General features: G+C 68.9%; 17 protein-coding genes. 9 read left to right on the top strand and 8 right to left on the bottom strand.

Features of this window, described 5'->3' with window-relative positions; genetic code table 11:
* The first annotated feature begins 6 nt into the window (after nt 1-6).
* The 9 genes from flgC to E4191_RS01450 all read left to right on the top strand — a co-directional run bounded on the left by flgC (nt 7) and on the right by E4191_RS01450 (nt 5,175).
* On the top strand, nt 7-399 hold the full coding sequence (flgC, locus tag E4191_RS01490; protein ID WP_135311837.1) for a flagellar basal body rod protein FlgC: 393 nt from the start codon (nt 7-9) through the stop codon (nt 397-399).
* Nucleotides 400-411: 12 nt separating this feature from the next.
* Nucleotides 412-702, top strand: coding sequence for a flagellar hook-basal body complex protein FliE (locus E4191_RS01485; protein ID WP_135311836.1), 291 nt, complete (start codon nt 412-414; stop codon nt 700-702).
* Nucleotides 702-968 carry a flagellar biosynthetic protein FliQ gene (locus E4191_RS01480; protein WP_135311835.1) on the top strand — a complete coding sequence of 89 codons (267 nt, stop codon included), beginning with the start codon at nt 702-704 and terminating at the stop codon, nt 966-968. Before E4191_RS01485 ends, E4191_RS01480 begins: the two co-directional genes overlap by 1 nt.
* 1 nt (nt 969) lies before the next feature.
* Nucleotides 970-1,686: a flagellar hook-basal body complex protein gene (locus E4191_RS01475; RefSeq protein WP_135311834.1), complete on the top strand. Its 717-nt coding sequence runs from the start codon at nt 970-972 to the stop codon at nt 1,684-1,686.
* A gap of 9 nt (nt 1,687-1,695) precedes the next feature.
* On the top strand, nt 1,696-2,481 hold the full coding sequence (gene flgG, locus E4191_RS01470; protein ID WP_135311833.1) for a flagellar basal-body rod protein FlgG: 786 nt from the start codon (nt 1,696-1,698) through the stop codon (nt 2,479-2,481).
* Nucleotides 2,481-2,894 (top strand): flagellar basal body P-ring formation chaperone FlgA, encoded by a 414-nt coding sequence (gene flgA / locus E4191_RS01465; RefSeq protein ID WP_135311832.1) that lies wholly within the window; start codon nt 2,481-2,483, stop codon nt 2,892-2,894. Before flgG ends, flgA begins: the two co-directional genes overlap by 1 nt.
* Before the next feature lie 11 nt (nt 2,895-2,905).
* Nucleotides 2,906-3,631 carry a flagellar basal body L-ring protein FlgH gene (gene flgH / locus E4191_RS01460; RefSeq protein WP_135311831.1) on the top strand — a complete coding sequence of 242 codons (726 nt, stop codon included), beginning with the start codon at nt 2,906-2,908 and terminating at the stop codon, nt 3,629-3,631.
* A gap of 9 nt (nt 3,632-3,640) precedes the next feature.
* Entirely contained in the window at nt 3,641-4,150 is a 510-nt protein-coding gene (locus E4191_RS01455) for a hypothetical protein (protein WP_135311830.1), read from the top strand.
* A 98-nt stretch (nt 4,151-4,248) separates the two neighbouring features.
* Nucleotides 4,249-5,175 (top strand): glycosyltransferase, encoded by a 927-nt coding sequence (locus tag E4191_RS01450; protein WP_135311829.1) that lies wholly within the window; start codon nt 4,249-4,251, stop codon nt 5,173-5,175.
* 3 nt (nt 5,176-5,178) lie between these two features.
* On the opposite strand, the gene E4191_RS01445 is transcribed toward E4191_RS01450, so the two are convergent.
* The 8 genes from E4191_RS01445 to E4191_RS01410 all read right to left on the bottom strand — a co-directional run bounded on the left by E4191_RS01445 (nt 5,179) and on the right by E4191_RS01410 (nt 14,412).
* On the bottom strand, nt 5,179-6,279 hold the full coding sequence (locus E4191_RS01445; RefSeq protein ID WP_135311828.1) for a flagellar basal body P-ring protein FlgI: 1,101 nt from the start codon (nt 6,277-6,279) through the stop codon (nt 5,179-5,181).
* On the bottom strand, nt 6,276-7,292 hold the full coding sequence (locus tag E4191_RS01440) for a hypothetical protein (RefSeq protein ID WP_135311827.1): 1,017 nt from the start codon (nt 7,290-7,292) through the stop codon (nt 6,276-6,278). Before E4191_RS01440 ends, E4191_RS01445 begins: the two co-directional genes overlap by 4 nt.
* A 3-nt stretch (nt 7,293-7,295) precedes the next feature.
* Complete coding sequence (gene flgK, locus E4191_RS01435) at nt 7,296-8,741, bottom strand: flagellar hook-associated protein FlgK (RefSeq protein ID WP_135311826.1); 1,446 nt, start codon at nt 8,739-8,741, stop codon at nt 7,296-7,298.
* Nucleotides 8,742-8,778: 37 nt separating this feature from the next.
* Nucleotides 8,779-10,080 carry a flagellar hook protein FlgE gene (locus E4191_RS01430; RefSeq protein ID WP_135311825.1) on the bottom strand — a complete coding sequence of 434 codons (1,302 nt, stop codon included), beginning with the start codon at nt 10,078-10,080 and terminating at the stop codon, nt 8,779-8,781.
* A 76-nt stretch (nt 10,081-10,156) separates the two neighbouring features.
* On the bottom strand, nt 10,157-10,933 hold the full coding sequence (locus tag E4191_RS01425) for a flagellar motor protein MotB (protein WP_228461441.1): 777 nt from the start codon (nt 10,931-10,933) through the stop codon (nt 10,157-10,159).
* A gap of 90 nt (nt 10,934-11,023) precedes the next feature.
* Nucleotides 11,024-12,238 (bottom strand): phenylacetate--CoA ligase family protein, encoded by a 1,215-nt coding sequence (locus E4191_RS01420; protein ID WP_135311824.1) that lies wholly within the window; start codon nt 12,236-12,238, stop codon nt 11,024-11,026.
* Nucleotides 12,239-12,248: 10 nt separating this feature from the next.
* Complete coding sequence (locus E4191_RS01415; RefSeq protein WP_135311823.1) at nt 12,249-13,070, bottom strand: ABC transporter ATP-binding protein; 822 nt, start codon at nt 13,068-13,070, stop codon at nt 12,249-12,251.
* Nucleotides 13,071-13,128: 58 nt separating this feature from the next.
* Nucleotides 13,129-14,412: an ABC transporter substrate-binding protein gene (locus E4191_RS01410; RefSeq protein ID WP_135311822.1), complete on the bottom strand. Its 1,284-nt coding sequence runs from the start codon at nt 14,410-14,412 to the stop codon at nt 13,129-13,131.
* Between the last annotated feature and the right edge of the window lie 34 nt (nt 14,413-14,446).

Raw genomic sequence — 14,446 nt, 5'->3', positions numbered from 1 at the left:
ACGCCGATGACCGATCCGATCTCGCCCCTCAGGATGGCCGCCTCGGGCATGCGCGCGCAGACCGAACGCCTGCGCCACACGGCCGAGAACATCGCCAATGCCGACACGCCCGGCTATCGCCGCAAGATGGTCACCTTCGAGGAGGCGGTGCGTTTCGGCCGCCCGACCGGAGAGGTGGCGGCGGGGCGGATGCGGCTGGACCAGACGGTGCTGCCGCGCATCCACGACCCTGCCCATCCGATGGCCGACCCGGACGGGTATTACGACGGGTCCAACGTCGATCTGGTGATCGAGCTGGCCGACAGCCGCGAGGCGGGCCGCAGCTACGAGGCCAACCTGCGCATGTTCGAACAGACCCGCCAGATGGGCGCGTCGCTTCTTGATCTTCTTCGCCGCTAGAAAGGTGCCGCCATGCTGTCCGGACTGAACGCCGCCACTGCCTATTCCGCCGCCCGCCAGGCCGTCGCCCCCGAACCCGGGACCGGCGCGCGCACCTTGGAACGGGTGGGCCAGGCCGCCGAGGATTTCGCCGCCCAGATGGCGATGGTCGACGAGGTCTCGACCGGGGCGATGACCGGCAAGGTCACCACCCAGCAGCTGGTCCAGACCATCGCCGAGGCCGAACTGACGCTGAACACCGTCGTCGCCATCCGCGACAAGGTGGTCGAGGCCTATCAGGACATCCTGCGGATGCCCGTGTGATGGGCGAGACGGTCCTCTTCGACATGCTGCGCCAGGCGCTGCTGATCTCGGTCCGCATCTCGGCCCCGATGCTGGGCGTGGCGCTGGTCGCGGGCGTGGTGATCGGCCTCTTCCAGGCGCTGACCTCGGTGCAGGAGATGACGCTGACCTTCGTGCCCAAGGTGGGGCTGATGCTGGTCGTCTTCTGGGTCTCGATGAGCTTCATGACCACCGCCCTGTCGGATTTCTACCTGGGCGAGATCATTCCCCTGATCGCGGGCAGCTGACATGGACAACGCCGTCTATGCCAGCCTGTCCCGCCAGTCCGGCCTGATGGCCGAGATGCGCGTCGTGGCCAACAACATCGCCAACGCCAACACCGCGGGGTTCCGCCGCGAGGGCGTGATCTTCGCCGAGCATCTGGCCGCGCTGGACCGCCGGGGCGACACGCTGTCCATGGCCCATGCCCGCGGCCGCCTGCTGGACCTGACCCAGGGCGTGCTGACCCAGACGAACAACACCCTGGACCTGGCGATCGAGGGCGCCGGATTTTTCCTGGTCGAGGCGCCGGACGGCCTGCGCCTGACCCGCGCCGGCGCCTTCACCCCCTCGCCCGAGGGCGAGCTGATGACCTCGGAGGGCCACCGCCTGCTGGACGAGGGGCAGGGCCCGATCATCCTGCCGGCAGGCGCCGGCACGGTGGCGGTCGGGCCTGACGGGACCCTGTCCTCGAACGGGCTGCCCTTCGGGCGCATCGGCCTCTTCGCGCCCCCCGAGGGGGTCGACCTGACCCGGCAGGGCGGCACCGCCTTCACCCTTGAGGGCGAGCCCGAGCCGGTCCCCGACGGCCGCATCCGCCAGGGATTTCTGGAGGAGTCGAACGTCGACCCGGTCTTCGAGATCACCCGCATGATCGAGGTCCAGCGCGCCTACGAGCTGGGCCAGAGTTTCCTGGATCGCGAGGATCAGCGGATCCGCGGCGCGATCACCGCCATGACCCGATAAGGAGCCCCCATGAGAGCCCTGCAGATCGCCGCCACCGGCATGAGCGCCCAGCAGACCCGCGTCGAGGTCATCTCGAACAACCTCGCCAACATGTCCACCACCGGCTACAACGCCCGGCGCGCCGAATTCGCCGACCTGCATTACCAGCAGGCCGCCCGCCCCGGCAGCGTGACCGCCGCCGATGGCACCGTCATCCCGGCGGGCGTCCAGCTGGGCCTGGGCGTGCGCCCCACCGCCGTCAGCGTGAACCTGCAGCAGGGCGCCCTGACCCAGACCGGCGGCGATCTGGACCTGGCCATCGAGGGCGACGGCTATCTGGAGGTGACGCTGCCCTCCGGCATCTCGGGCTATACGCGCGACGGGGGGCTCAAACGCTCGGCCGAGGGGCAGGTCGTGACCTCGGACGGCTATCCGGTGGTGCCCGACATCACCATCCCCGACGATGCCCGCACCATCACGATCAGCGCGGGCGGCGAGGTCTATGCCTATTTCAGCGACCGGGTCGAGCCCGAGATGCTGGGCCAGTTGACCCTGGCCGGCTTTGCCAACGAGAAAGGGCTGGAGGCGATCGGATCGAACCTGTTCATCGAGACCGCCGCCTCGGGCGGGGCGCAGGTCGTGGCGCCGGGCCAGGACGGTCTGGGCACCCTGCGGCAGGGCTATCTGGAGGAAAGCTCGGTCGATGCCGTGCGCGAGATCACCGAACTGATCAAGGCGCAGCGCGGCTACGAGCTGAACGCCAAGGTCATCACCGCCGCCGACCAGATGCTCGGCGCCACCGCGCAGGTGCGGTGATGCGGGCCCTGATCCTGGCCTTGGCGCTGCTGCCCGGCGCGGTCGCCGCCGGCGGACTGGGCGCGGCACGGACCCTACCCGCCGGCAGTGTCATCGCCGCGGCCGACCTGACCGTCATCGACACTGACCGCCCTAGCCTGACCGACCCGTCCGCCGCCATCGGCATGCAGACCCGCATCACCGTCTACGAGGGCCGCCCGCTGCATGCCAACATGCTGCGACCGCCGCGGCTGATCACCCGCAACCAGATCGTCCGCCTGTCCTTCCAACGCGGCGCGCTGCGCATCGACACCGAGGGCCGGGCCCTGTCCGACGGCGCCGCCGGAGAGCTGATCCGGGTGATGAACATGGGCTCGCGCAGTACCGTCAGCGCGCAGGTGATGTCCGACGGCACGCTGGCGGTGACCCCGTGAAAGGAAGACCGATGAGACCCCTGCATCTGCTGTGCCTCGCCCTTGCCGTCTCGGGCTGCGCCCGCGCCGCCCATGTCGGCCGCCCGCCCGAGCTGAGCTCGCCGCGCGAGACCGAGGAGTTCTTGGCGATGACCAATCCGCCGCTGCACCTGCCGCTGGATTCGGGGCGTCCCGAGGCTGCCGCCTCGCTTTGGGCCGGAACGCAATCCTCGCTGATCAGCGACCGCCGGGCGGCCATCCGGGGCGACATCCTGACCGTGGTGATCGAGATCGACGACAGCGCCAATATTTCGAACAGCTCGGGCCGCAACCGGACCTCGGGGGAAAGCCTGTCAATCCCGCAGATGGTCGGCATCCCGCAACGCCTGTCCGACAAGCTGCCCGAAGGCGCCAGCTTCGACAATCTGGCCGATGCGTCGTCCTCGTCCTCGTATCGGGGCAACGGCACCATCACCCGCCGGGACGAGCTGACCCTGCGCGTGGCCGCGACGGTCGTCGACACCCTGCCCAACGGCACGCTGCAGATCGAGGGCACCCAGGAGGTCCGGGTGAACTTCGAGATCCGCGAGCTGACGGTCAGCGGCTTCGTGCGGCCCGCCGACATCGATCGCAGCAACGAGATCGCCTATGACCGCATCGCCGGGGCCCGCATCTCCTATGGCGGGCGCGGCCAGATCACCGATGTGCAGCAGCCGCGCTATGGCCAGCAGATCGCCGACATCATCCTGCCCTATTGAGGTGCGCCCGTGATCCGCAAACTCATCCCCCTCGCCCTGCCGGTCCTGGCCCTTGTCGGGGGCGCCTTCGGCGGCGACATGCTGCGCGGCCCCGCCCCGGTCGATGAGACCGGCGTGGATGCCGCCGCGGCGGGCGAGGACCCGGCCACCGGCGACCATGCGGCGGCCGGTGACGATGATCACGCCGTTCCCGCCGAGGCCGGCTGGTTCACCTTTCCGACCCAGTTCTTCGTGCCGCTGGTGCGCCAGGGGGACATGCGCGACATCATGATCCTGACGCTGACGCTGCAGACCGACGCCGCCAGCGCGCCCGCCCTTGCCAAGAAAGAGCACGCCCTGCGCGACGCCCTGCTGCGGGCCCTGATGATCCATGCCAATACCGGCGGGTTCGACGGCAACTATACGGCCGACCGGAACCTGGCCCTGCTGCGCGAAAGCCTGCGCGCGGCAGGCCAGGCGGTCACCGATCTGCCGCTGACCGCCGTCCTGATCGAGGATATCGCCCTGCAGCCCGGCTGACCCGTCTTGCCCTTGCCGGCCCGAGGGGCCAGAACCTGTCCGATCCCGGAGGCGCCCCGCCGCCTCCGGGTTTCGGCGTCGCCACGAAAGGGACCGTCATGCCGCAGCCCCATGTCGTGATCCTGCTGGCCAGCTATCAAGGCGCCCAACATCTGCAGGTGCAGCTGGACAGCATCGCGGCCCAGAGCCATGAGGCGTGGTCGCTGGTCGTGTCCGATGACGGCTCGACCGACGGGACGCTGGAGATCGTGCAACGCTTTGCCGCGGGCGGGGCAGCGGGTCGCGTCACCTTGGTCGAGGGTCCCCGGCGTGGCGCCACGCAGAATTTCCTGTCGCTGCTGAGCCACGTTCCCCCGAGGGCGCTGGCCGCCTTCTGCGATCAGGATGATCGGTGGCATCCCGACAAGCTGTCCCGCGCTGTCGAGGCCTTAGCGGCGACGAGTGGCCCGGTGCATTATGCCGCCCGCACGATCATCACCGATGCCGCCCTGCGTCCGATCGCCGGATCGCGCCACTTTCACCGCCCCCTGGGGTTCCGCAATGCCGTGGTGCAGGCCTGCATGGCGGGCAATACCTCGGTCTACAATCCGGCGGCTGTCCAACTGTTGCGGCAGGCCGCGCCGTATGCCCGGCGCGCCGAGGTTGTCGCCCATGACTGGTGGGCCTATCAGGTGACATCGGCCTTTGGCGCAAGGATGATCCACGACCCCCGACCCGCGCTGCTCTATCGTCAGCATCCCCGCAGCGAGGTCGGACGCAACGACACCCTGCCCGCCCTGACCGCCCGTCTGCGCAAGCTGCTGGCCGGAGATTTCGGGACCTGGCTGCAGGCCAACCATGCCAGCCTGGCCCCTCTGGACCTGCCCCCGGACAGCCGTGCCAGCCTGAACCATCTCCACCGCATGCTGACATGCCCGGGGCCGCAGGCATTGAGAGCCATGCGGCAGGGGCGCTTCTATCGGCAGACCAAGGCGGGAACGGCGGCCCTGGCCCTGTCGGCAGTGTCGGGCGCGCTGCGCGCCTGACCGTCACTCGACGATCAGGTCCGCATGCAGCGCCCCGGCCGAATGGATCGATTTCAGGATGTCGATCATGTCGCGCGGCCGCACCCCCAAGGCATTCAGCCCCTCGACCAGATCGCTCAGGCTGGTTTCCCCGGCCACCTCGACGAAACCGATCCCCGGCTCCTGGCGCAGTTCCACATCGGTGCGCGGCACCGTCACCGTCTCTCCCTCGGAAAAGGGATTGGGCTGGGCCACCACCGGCGCCTCGGCCACCCGCAGGGTCAGGTTGCCCTGAGACACCGCGACCCGAGAGATCCGCACCCGCTCTCCGACGACAATGGTGCCCGACTTGTGGTCGATCACGACCTTGGCGCGATCCTCCGGCTCGATCAGCAGGTTCTCAATCCGGCCCACGACGCGGGCGGGGTTCACGTCGCCCAAGCCGCGAAAGTTCACCACGACCGTGCCGCTGTCCAGGGTTACGGCCAGCTGGCGGTCGAAGTCGCGATTGATCGCATCCTCGACCCGCGTCGCGGTGGTGAAATCCGCGTTGCGCAGCGCGATCCGGATATTGTCGATGCCGGCGAAGTCGAACTCCACCTCGCGTTCGACCCGGGCGCCGACGGGGATGGTGCCGGTGGTGGGCACGCCCTCGACCACGCGGGCGGCGTCGCCTTGGGCGGCCGCACCGCCCGCGATGATCGACCCCTGCGCCACCGCATAAATATTGCCGTCCGCCGCTTTCAGGGGCGTCATGACCAAGGTGCCGCCCAGCAGGCTTTGCGCATCCCCGATGGCCGAGACATTCACGCCGATCCGGCTGCCCGACCGCGCGAAGGGCGGCAGCGCCGCCGTGACGATCACCGCGGCCACATTCTTGGACCGCAGGGCATCGTCGGTGACATTCACCCCGAGGCGTTCCAGCAGGCCGGCCAGCATTTCCTCGGTGAAGGGAGCGTTTCGCATGCCGTCTCCGGTACCATCCAAGCCAACCACGAGGCCGTAGCCCACCAGATCGTTGCCCCGGACGCCATCGAAATCGGCCAGATCCTTGATGCGCACCGGCACCGCGCCGGCCGAGATGCCGAAGGCCAGCCACAGGGCGAAAGCCAGCATCACCCTCATCGCAGGAACTCCGTCAGCCGCAGCTTGGACAGGCGCGCGGTCACGGCATAGATCGCCTCGAGCTGGTACTGGACCTCGGTCAATGCGGCGGTGGTTTCCATCGGATCGGCGCGCAGCAGGTCGCCGCGCCCCCGCTCCAGCGTGGTCAGGCTGGCACCGTTGACGACCAACGCCCGCTCGACCGTCTGCTGGGCCTGACCGACGCGGCCCATCTCGCCCAGCATGGCCGTGTCGGCCGAAACCATCACATTACCTCCCATGGCCAGCAGCTGGCGGCGCTGGTCGGGCGCCCCGTCCAGCACACCCCGCGCGACGATCGCGGTCGTGGCCAACCCCTTGAGAAGATCGCGGATGGCGGGAGAGGCGGCCGTCGTGGCCATCTCGACCGCGATGGTGTCGCTGACCGCGACGCGCTGCGCAGGCCCCAGGGTTCCGTGATAGGCCTCGTCCAGAAAGCCGCCCGCGCCTGCCGGGGCATCGAACCAGTCCGAGATGACCTGCGCGACGTCTGCCGCCGTCGTCAGGCCGGCGGTCAGCACCTCGAGCCTGTCCAGCATAGCTGCGGGCGAGGACAGGGGCACCGTGTCGGCGGCCTCGCCAGCCATCAGATAGCGGCTGCTGTTCATGCCGTTCAGGCGCCGGACCACCGCGTCCAGGGCGTTCGCCACGTCGGAGGCGCGGGTGTCGGGCAGCAGCGGATCCCCCAGGAAGGGGTCGGTGGCCAGGGCGATCCCGAGGTCCCTCGTTTCCGCGCGGATGCCCTCGAACATGTCCTGCACGGCCTGCAGGCGGATGTCGGCCTCGCGCCCGTTCTGGGACAGCTGATGGGTCATGGCGATCCGGTTCTTGATCTCGTTCAGGGCGCGGGTATTGCCGTCGAGGCGCTGGCCCAGATCGGCCACCTGCCCGGTCGCCAGTTCCTCGGTCAGCGTCGCCAGCGTCGTCCTGGTGCGGGTCGAGGCGGTCTGCAGCGCGTAGGCGCGGGCTTGATCGCCGATACTGTTCAGGGTCACGGGCTACATCCTCAGGATCTGGTTGATCATTTCGTCCACGGCGACCAGCACGCGGGCATTGGCGGCATAGGATTGTTCGTATTGCAGCAGGCGCTGCATCTCGGCGTCGCTGTCCACGCCCTCGGCCATCATGCTGGCGGTGATGGTCAAGTGGCGGCTGCTGCGCACGGCCATGTCGGCCAGCGCCTCGACCCGCCGCGACGAGACCTGCGATTCGATCAGCCCGAAGCGCGAGGACAAGCTGGTGCTGCCCGAGAACCCGCTGCCCGGCTGCCCGGGGCGGGCTCCGTCCAGCGCCTCGGCCAGCGCGACCAGGATCGCCGACTGGCCGACCGGGTCCGGCGCCGCGGCCTGCAGCCCGGCGCGCAGGCGCCAGGACTGGCCACCCTCTGCCGGATCGACGGCCGCGTTCAGGGCGATCCGGCCCGCCAGCCCGACCAGGCCCGCGGCATCGGCCCGCATCCCGGCATCGGTGAACAGGCCGGCATCACCCGCCCCCAGGCTGGGATCGACAAGGGGATCGGCCAGCCGCTGATGCAGATCGAAGGCCAGATGGTCCAGTTCGGACTGCATCCGGGGGGCAAGGTCGTCGCGGATCTTGAAGTTCGCGGACAGCGAGCCGCCGCCGAACAGCCGCATCTGACCGGCGGTCAGGGCAGTCCCGTTCAGCGCCAGCAGCTCAAGTGGTGCGCCCACGACCTGCCCCGCGACGACCTGATCGGCGCCGGCGAATTCCAGCCTTGCAGGCACGCTGCCATCCAGCAGCATCGCGCCCTCGGTCGTGAACAGCGCGACCCGGCCCGCCTCGCGCGTGACCTCCTGCAGGGGGACGATTTTGGCGATGCGGTCGATCAAGCGCTGGCGTTCGTCCATCAGGGGCGTGGAGTCCTTGCCGTCCGCGTCCAGGATCGAGATCCGCGTGTTCAGCTGCGCCACCCGGCCGAGCGACTGGTTCATCACCGCCACATCCGCCACGATCGCGCGTTGCGCGGTGCTGCGCGTGGCCTCGACCGCCTTTGATGCGTCGTTCAGCCGCGTGGCCAGCCGGTCGGCGGCGCCGACGACCTGGGCCAGGCGGATCTCGTCATCCGGGCGGGTGGCGGCGGAGCTGAGCGCGGTCTGCAGGTCGGTGAGCGCGGTCGACAGCGCCAGTGCCCCGCCGGGCAGGCCCACGACCTCTTCCATCCGCTCGTGGAAGGCGGCGCGCGTCCCGGCATCGCCCACCGCCGCCGTGGCAAGCCGCGATTCCGACACCAGGCTGGCATTGACGATTCGGGCGATCCCGTCGACCCGGACCCCGCCGCCCAAGGCATTGGCAACCACGACCGTGTCGCGCCGGGCATAGCCCGGCGTCATGGCATTGGCGAGGTTCGAGGCCACCGTCTCGGTCCCCCGCGCGGTCGCGCCCAGGCCCGACATGGCGTTCGATATCGCCTTGGCAATGCTCATGTCCGGCCTCCTTCAGGCGGGCTTCGGGGGATGCGGTTCAGCGCTTGATGTTGGTGGTTTCCTGCAGCATCTCGTCGACCGTCTGGATGATCTTGGCATTGGACGAATAGGCCCGCTGCGTGGTGATCAGATGGGTCAGCTCCTGCGCGATGTCTGTGGTGGAGGCCTCGCGGGAATAGCCCGCGATCTCGCCCGTGGGGCCGCTGCCGGCATCCCACAGGAAGAAGCTGCCCGATTCGCGCGACGGCTTGAAGGCCTGGCCCTCGATCGCCTCGAGGCCGTTGGGATTGGACACGTCGACGACCGGGATGCGGTAGAGCGTCTTGATGAAGCCCGTGTCATAGGTGGCGTTCACCTGGCCCTGGCCGTCGATCTCGACCGTGACCAGCTGGCCCGCCGGGGCGCCGTTGCGAATGATGCTGGAGGGCGAGAAGGGCGCGGCCAGCTGCTTCAGCCCGGTGGCCCCGCCCGGCACGCCGACGAACAGCTCGATCTCGCCGCCGCCCACATCCAGCGTGATGGTGCCGCTGGCCGCGTCATAGGGTTCGCCTGTCAGCGCGGCGACCCCGGCGATGGTGCCGCCCAGGGCCTGGGTGTCGTCGAAGGTCACCCGGAAGCTGGACACCATCGCGTCCGCCGAGGCGCTGTCGCGCACCTCGACCAGCCAGCTGTTGGACAGCCCCACAGGGTTGGTCTGTTCGGGGTTGAAGCTGATGTTGAGCGATTCGAGCGTGCCCAGATTGCCGAAATACTGCACCTGCACCGGCACCGCATCGCCGCTGCCGGTGGGCGCGGTCTCGGTCGCGGGCAGGTTCGCCCCGATCTCGACCCGGGTCGTGGGGTCGCCGACCGGGCGGTTCGATTCGATCACGATGGGGCGCAGGGCGGCGGGCGTGTCGCGCGGCACCAGCGGGATGGTGCCATCCGCCGCGGTGGGCCAGCCCATCAGCACCAGCCCGCCCGAGGTGCGCAGGATCCCGTCAGCGTCGGGGCGGAAGGATCCGGTGCGCGTCATCAGCAGCGTCGGCTCGACGCCGTTCTTGACGTCCATCAGGCTGGTCACCGGCAGCATGCCCCGCCCGGTCATCGCCAGGTCCAGCGGATGGGAGGTGGTCACGACCGCCCCGTCCTGGGTCACCACCCGCTGCGTCGAGGTGCGCACGCCGCCGGCCGTGTACAGCCCGCGGCCCTGGCCCACGATCATCGTCTCAAACTCGGCCTCGGCGCGCTTGTAGCCGAAGGTCGAGGCGTTCGCGATATTGTCCGAGATCGTGCCGAGCCGCGAGGAATTGGCCGACAGCCCGGCGACACCGGCATTCATCGCAGAGGAGATGGACATGGACGACACCCTTCATGTTGCGCTCTTGTCCGTCACCTTGGCCGACAACCTTTAAGATAAGGCTAACCCGCCCGTCCTAGCGCAGCAGAATCAGCTCGATCCGGTTGTTCTGCGGGTCCATCGGGTTGCCCCGGCGGTTCTTGCGGTCGGCATAGCCCGACACGCGCTGGATGCGGGCGGCATCGAAGCCCTCGGCCTCCAGCAGGTTGCGCACGGCATGGGCGCGGGCATCCGACAGCGGCCAGACCGGCGAGGCGACCAGCGTCTCGGGATAGGCGCGCACATGGCCCGAGATGGCTACATCGTTGCGCACGTGATGGGTCACGCGGGCGATGATGCCCATCAGGTCGGCCAGCGCGGGCTGGGGCTGGGCGGTATCCTCGACGAAGAGCGGTGCGGCGGTCAGATCGCTCAGCTCGATCACCAGCCCCTCGTCGGTCATGCGGGTGACGACATGCTGCAGCAGGTTGGTCAGCTGTGCCGATTCGCCCCCCGTCCCGGTCAGGCTGTCCTGCACGGCCTGGGCGACCTCGTCGAAATCGCCGGCGCTGTCGCTGTCGGGCAGCGGCGCCTCGATCGCGTGGCGCACGCCCTCGTCCGGGCCGTCGCCCGCGCCGCTCTGCTCGGCCGAGGGGGTCTGGACGATGGTCGGCGCGAAATAGTCGGCCAGCCCGTGGCGCTGTTCCTCGGTCGTGGCGCTCAGCAGCCACATCATCAGGAAGAAGGCCATCATCGCGGTCACGAAATCCGCATAGGCGACCTTCCAGGCCCCGCCGTGATGCCCGCCCTCGCCGGACGCCTCGGTCCGCCGGATGATGATCATCGGCTTGTTCAGTCCCTTGGTCGCGGCCATCTCAGACACCCCTTGTTCCGGTCTGTCGTCAATCTCGGCTCAACGAAGGTTTCAAACAAGTTAACGGGTCAAATGCCCGGCATTCGGTCCTCAGTCATAGCTGCGGCGGTCCTCGATGACCTTGCCGTCATTGGGCAGGCTGCCGGGCGCCACCAGCACCACGTCGCCGCGCAGCTTCAGCGTGTCGAGGACCGAGGCGGCGTAGTCGCCCCCCTGCCCCGCGGTCTCCAGCTGGACGGTCATCACGTCCATCTCGCCCTGCCGGTCGGCGATGACGCGGGCGCGGGCGATGTCGGGATGGCGCGCGACCAGTGCCGCGACCTGCTCGGGGCGCACGAACATGCCCTTGATCTTGGTCGTCTGGTCGGCGCGGCCCATCCATCCCTTGATGCGCATGTTCGTGCGGCCACAAGGACTGGTGCCCGCCAGCACGGCGGACAGGTCGCCCGTGGCAAAGCGCACCAGCGGATAGTCGGGGTTCAGCGTGGTCACCAGCACCTCGCCCACCTCGCCCTCGGGCACCGGATCGCCGGTGCCGGGGCGCACGATCTCGACGATGACGCCCTCGTCGACGATCATCCCCTCGACCGCCTCGGATTCGTAGGCGATGTTGCCCAGATCGGCGGTGGCATAGCATTGCCGCGTCACGATCCCCCGGTCAGCGTAAAGCTGGCGCAGCGAGGGAAACAGCGCGCCGCCGCCCACCACGGCGCGGGTGAAGGCCAGCGCCACGCCCATCTGGTCGGCCCGGTCCAGGATCACCTTGAGGAAATCGGGCGTGCCCGCATAGCAGGTCGAGCCGATATCGGCGGCCGCGCGCACCTGCAGGTCGGTCTGGCCCGTGCCCGCGGGCAGCACGGCGGCATCGACGGCCCGCGCACCGGATTCGAACATCATCCCCGCGGGCGTCAGGTGATAGCCGAAGCAGTTCTGCACGATGTCCCCGCGCCCCACGCCCGAGGCGTGCAGGAACCGCCCCAACCGCCACCAGTCGCCCTCGCGCCGCCCGGGCTCGTAGATCGGGCCGGGGCTCTGGAAGATGTGGTCGAACTCGGCGGCGCGGCGGGTGGTGAAGCCGCCGAAGGGAGGGTGCTTGGCCTGCGCCTCGGACAGCTCGGCCTTGCGGATCACCGGCAGCCGGGCCAGCGCGGCGCGGTCGGTCACCGCCTCGGGGTCCACGTCGCGCAGAAGCCGCGCCAGCGCAGGCGCCGTCCGGGCGCGGGCGATGGCCAGAGGCAGGGCGCGCGCCAGCGCCTCGTCGCGGTCCGCCGCCTCGCGGGTTTCCAGATCGTCATAGAATGTCATGATCGCCCCCTCAGGCCAGCCAGCGCTTGCGGCGGCGATAGCTGCGCACGTCGCGAAAGGATTTGCGGCCCGCATCCGACATGCCCAGGTAGAATTCCTTGACGTCGGGGTTCTCGCGCAGCTGGGCGGCGGGCCCCTCCATCACCACGCGACCGTTTTCCAGGATATAGCCCTGATGGGCAAAGCGCAGGGCGACGTTGGTGTTCTGCTCGGCCAAGAGGAAGGTCACGCCCTCGCCCTCGTTCACGGCTTTCACGATCTGGAAGATCTGTTCGACCAGCTGCGGGGCCAGCCCCATCGACGGCTCGTCCAGCAGGATCATCTGCGGCCGGCTCATCAGCGCGCGGCCCATCGCGGTCATCTGCTGCTCGCCGCCCGAGGTATAGCCCGCCTGGCTCTTCCGCCGCTCGCGCAGGCGCGGGAAATAGTCGTAGACCATCTCCAGGTCGCGCTTGATCGCGGCCGTGCCGTCGCGGCGGGTATAGGCGCCGGTCAAGAGGTTCTCCTCGACCGTCAGATGCTCGAAGCAGTGCCGACCCTCCATCACCTGGATGACGCCGCGGCGCACCAGCGCCGCCGGATCCAGCGCGGTGATGTCTTGGCCCTGATAGGTGATCGCCCCCTTGGTCACCTCGCCCCGTTCGGACGCCAGCAGGTTCGAGATCGCCTTCAGCGTCGTCGTCTTGCCCGCCCCGTTGCCGCCCAGCAGCGCGGTGATGCCGCCCTTGGGCACGGTCAGGCTGACGCCCTTCAGGACCAGGATGACATGGTTGTAGATCACCTCGATATTGTTGACGTCCAGCAGCGTCTCTTTGGTCTCGGCATCGAACATGGGCGGCCCCCTGTGGCGGGTGGGTCCCGGCGACGGGTGGTGCCGCCGGGACAGGATGTCAGCAGTCGCGCGGAGTGATCCCGGCCTCGGCGGCATAGGCGGCGCTGTCCTCCTCGATCAGTGCGCTCAGCACCTCCTGATCGGGCTCGGTGAACTCGGTGATCAGGTTCCACTGGCCGGCGGTGGCGTCCCATTGCTGCAGGCGGGCCATGCCGCTGCCGCCGTGGTTCTCGCAGCTCATCGCGATCTCGGGGCCGAAATCGGGCAGGCCGATCTCTTCCAGCCGCTCGGGCGTGATCGACAGGTTCTCGAACCCGTCGCGCAGCTGCTCGGGGGTGATCTCGTCGGTGCCGGACATCTCCTGAGCGGTGCGGATCGCCTCGGCGATGACCACGGCGGCGTACATGCCCCGCGAATAGACGGCCGAGCCCACATGCTGCCCGCCCTGGCTGGCCTTGCCCGGATCGATCACATGCGTCTGCAGGTCGTCATAGAGCGGATAGTCCATGCCCACGCCGTTGAAGGTCAGCGACTTGTAGCCGTCCGCCGCCGCCCCCGCGGGCTGCACGTCGATCTCCGATCCGGCCCACCAGATGCCGATGAAGTTCTCCATCGGGAAGCGGATGTTGGCGGCCTCCTGGATGGCGACCTGGTTCATCACGCCCCAGCCATACATGATGACGTAATCGGGCTGCTCGCGGCGGATCTGCAGCCATTGGCTCTTCTGCTCCTGGCCCGGCGCCTCGACGGGCAGCTCGGTCAGCGAGAAGCCGTGCTTCTCGCCCAGCTCCTGCAGGGTGCGGATCGGCTCCTTGCCATAGGCGCTGTTGTGATAGACCAGCGCGATGGTCTTGCCCTCCAGGCTGCCCTCGTTCTGGTCCAGCAGGTACTTGACCGCGACCGAGGCCCCGTCCCAGTAGTTCGCGGGCGCGTTGAAGACCCATTCGAAGACCCGCCCGTTCTTGGCCGAGGTCCGCCCGTAGCCCGGCGTGTAGAGCACCTTCTTGTCCACCGCGACCTTGGGGATCAGCTGATAGGTGATGCCGGTGGACAGCGGATTGTAGATCAGCGCGCCGGTGTCCTTGGTCGCCTCGTAGCACTCGACGCCCTTCTCGGTGTTGTAGGCCGTCTCGCATTCGGGGACCTGCACGATCTGCCCGCCGATGCCGCCGTCGCGTTCATTGAGCAGCGTGAAGTAGTCGTTGAACCCGTCGGCATATTGCGTGCCGTTGGCGCCGTAGGGCCCGGTCCGATAGCTGAGGTTCGGCACGACCAGATCGGCCAGAACCGGACCCGCGGCCATGACGGCGGCGGCGACGAGGGCGGGGAAAGTCAGTTTCATTGCAGGGTCTCCTCCCAGAGATGATGTGCCGGTT

It is taken from the genome of Paracoccus liaowanqingii, assembly GCF_004683865.2.
GTDB classification, from domain to species: Bacteria; Pseudomonadota; Alphaproteobacteria; order Rhodobacterales; family Rhodobacteraceae; genus Paracoccus; species Paracoccus liaowanqingii.
This window is presented reverse-complemented; position numbering and strand designations above follow the sequence as displayed.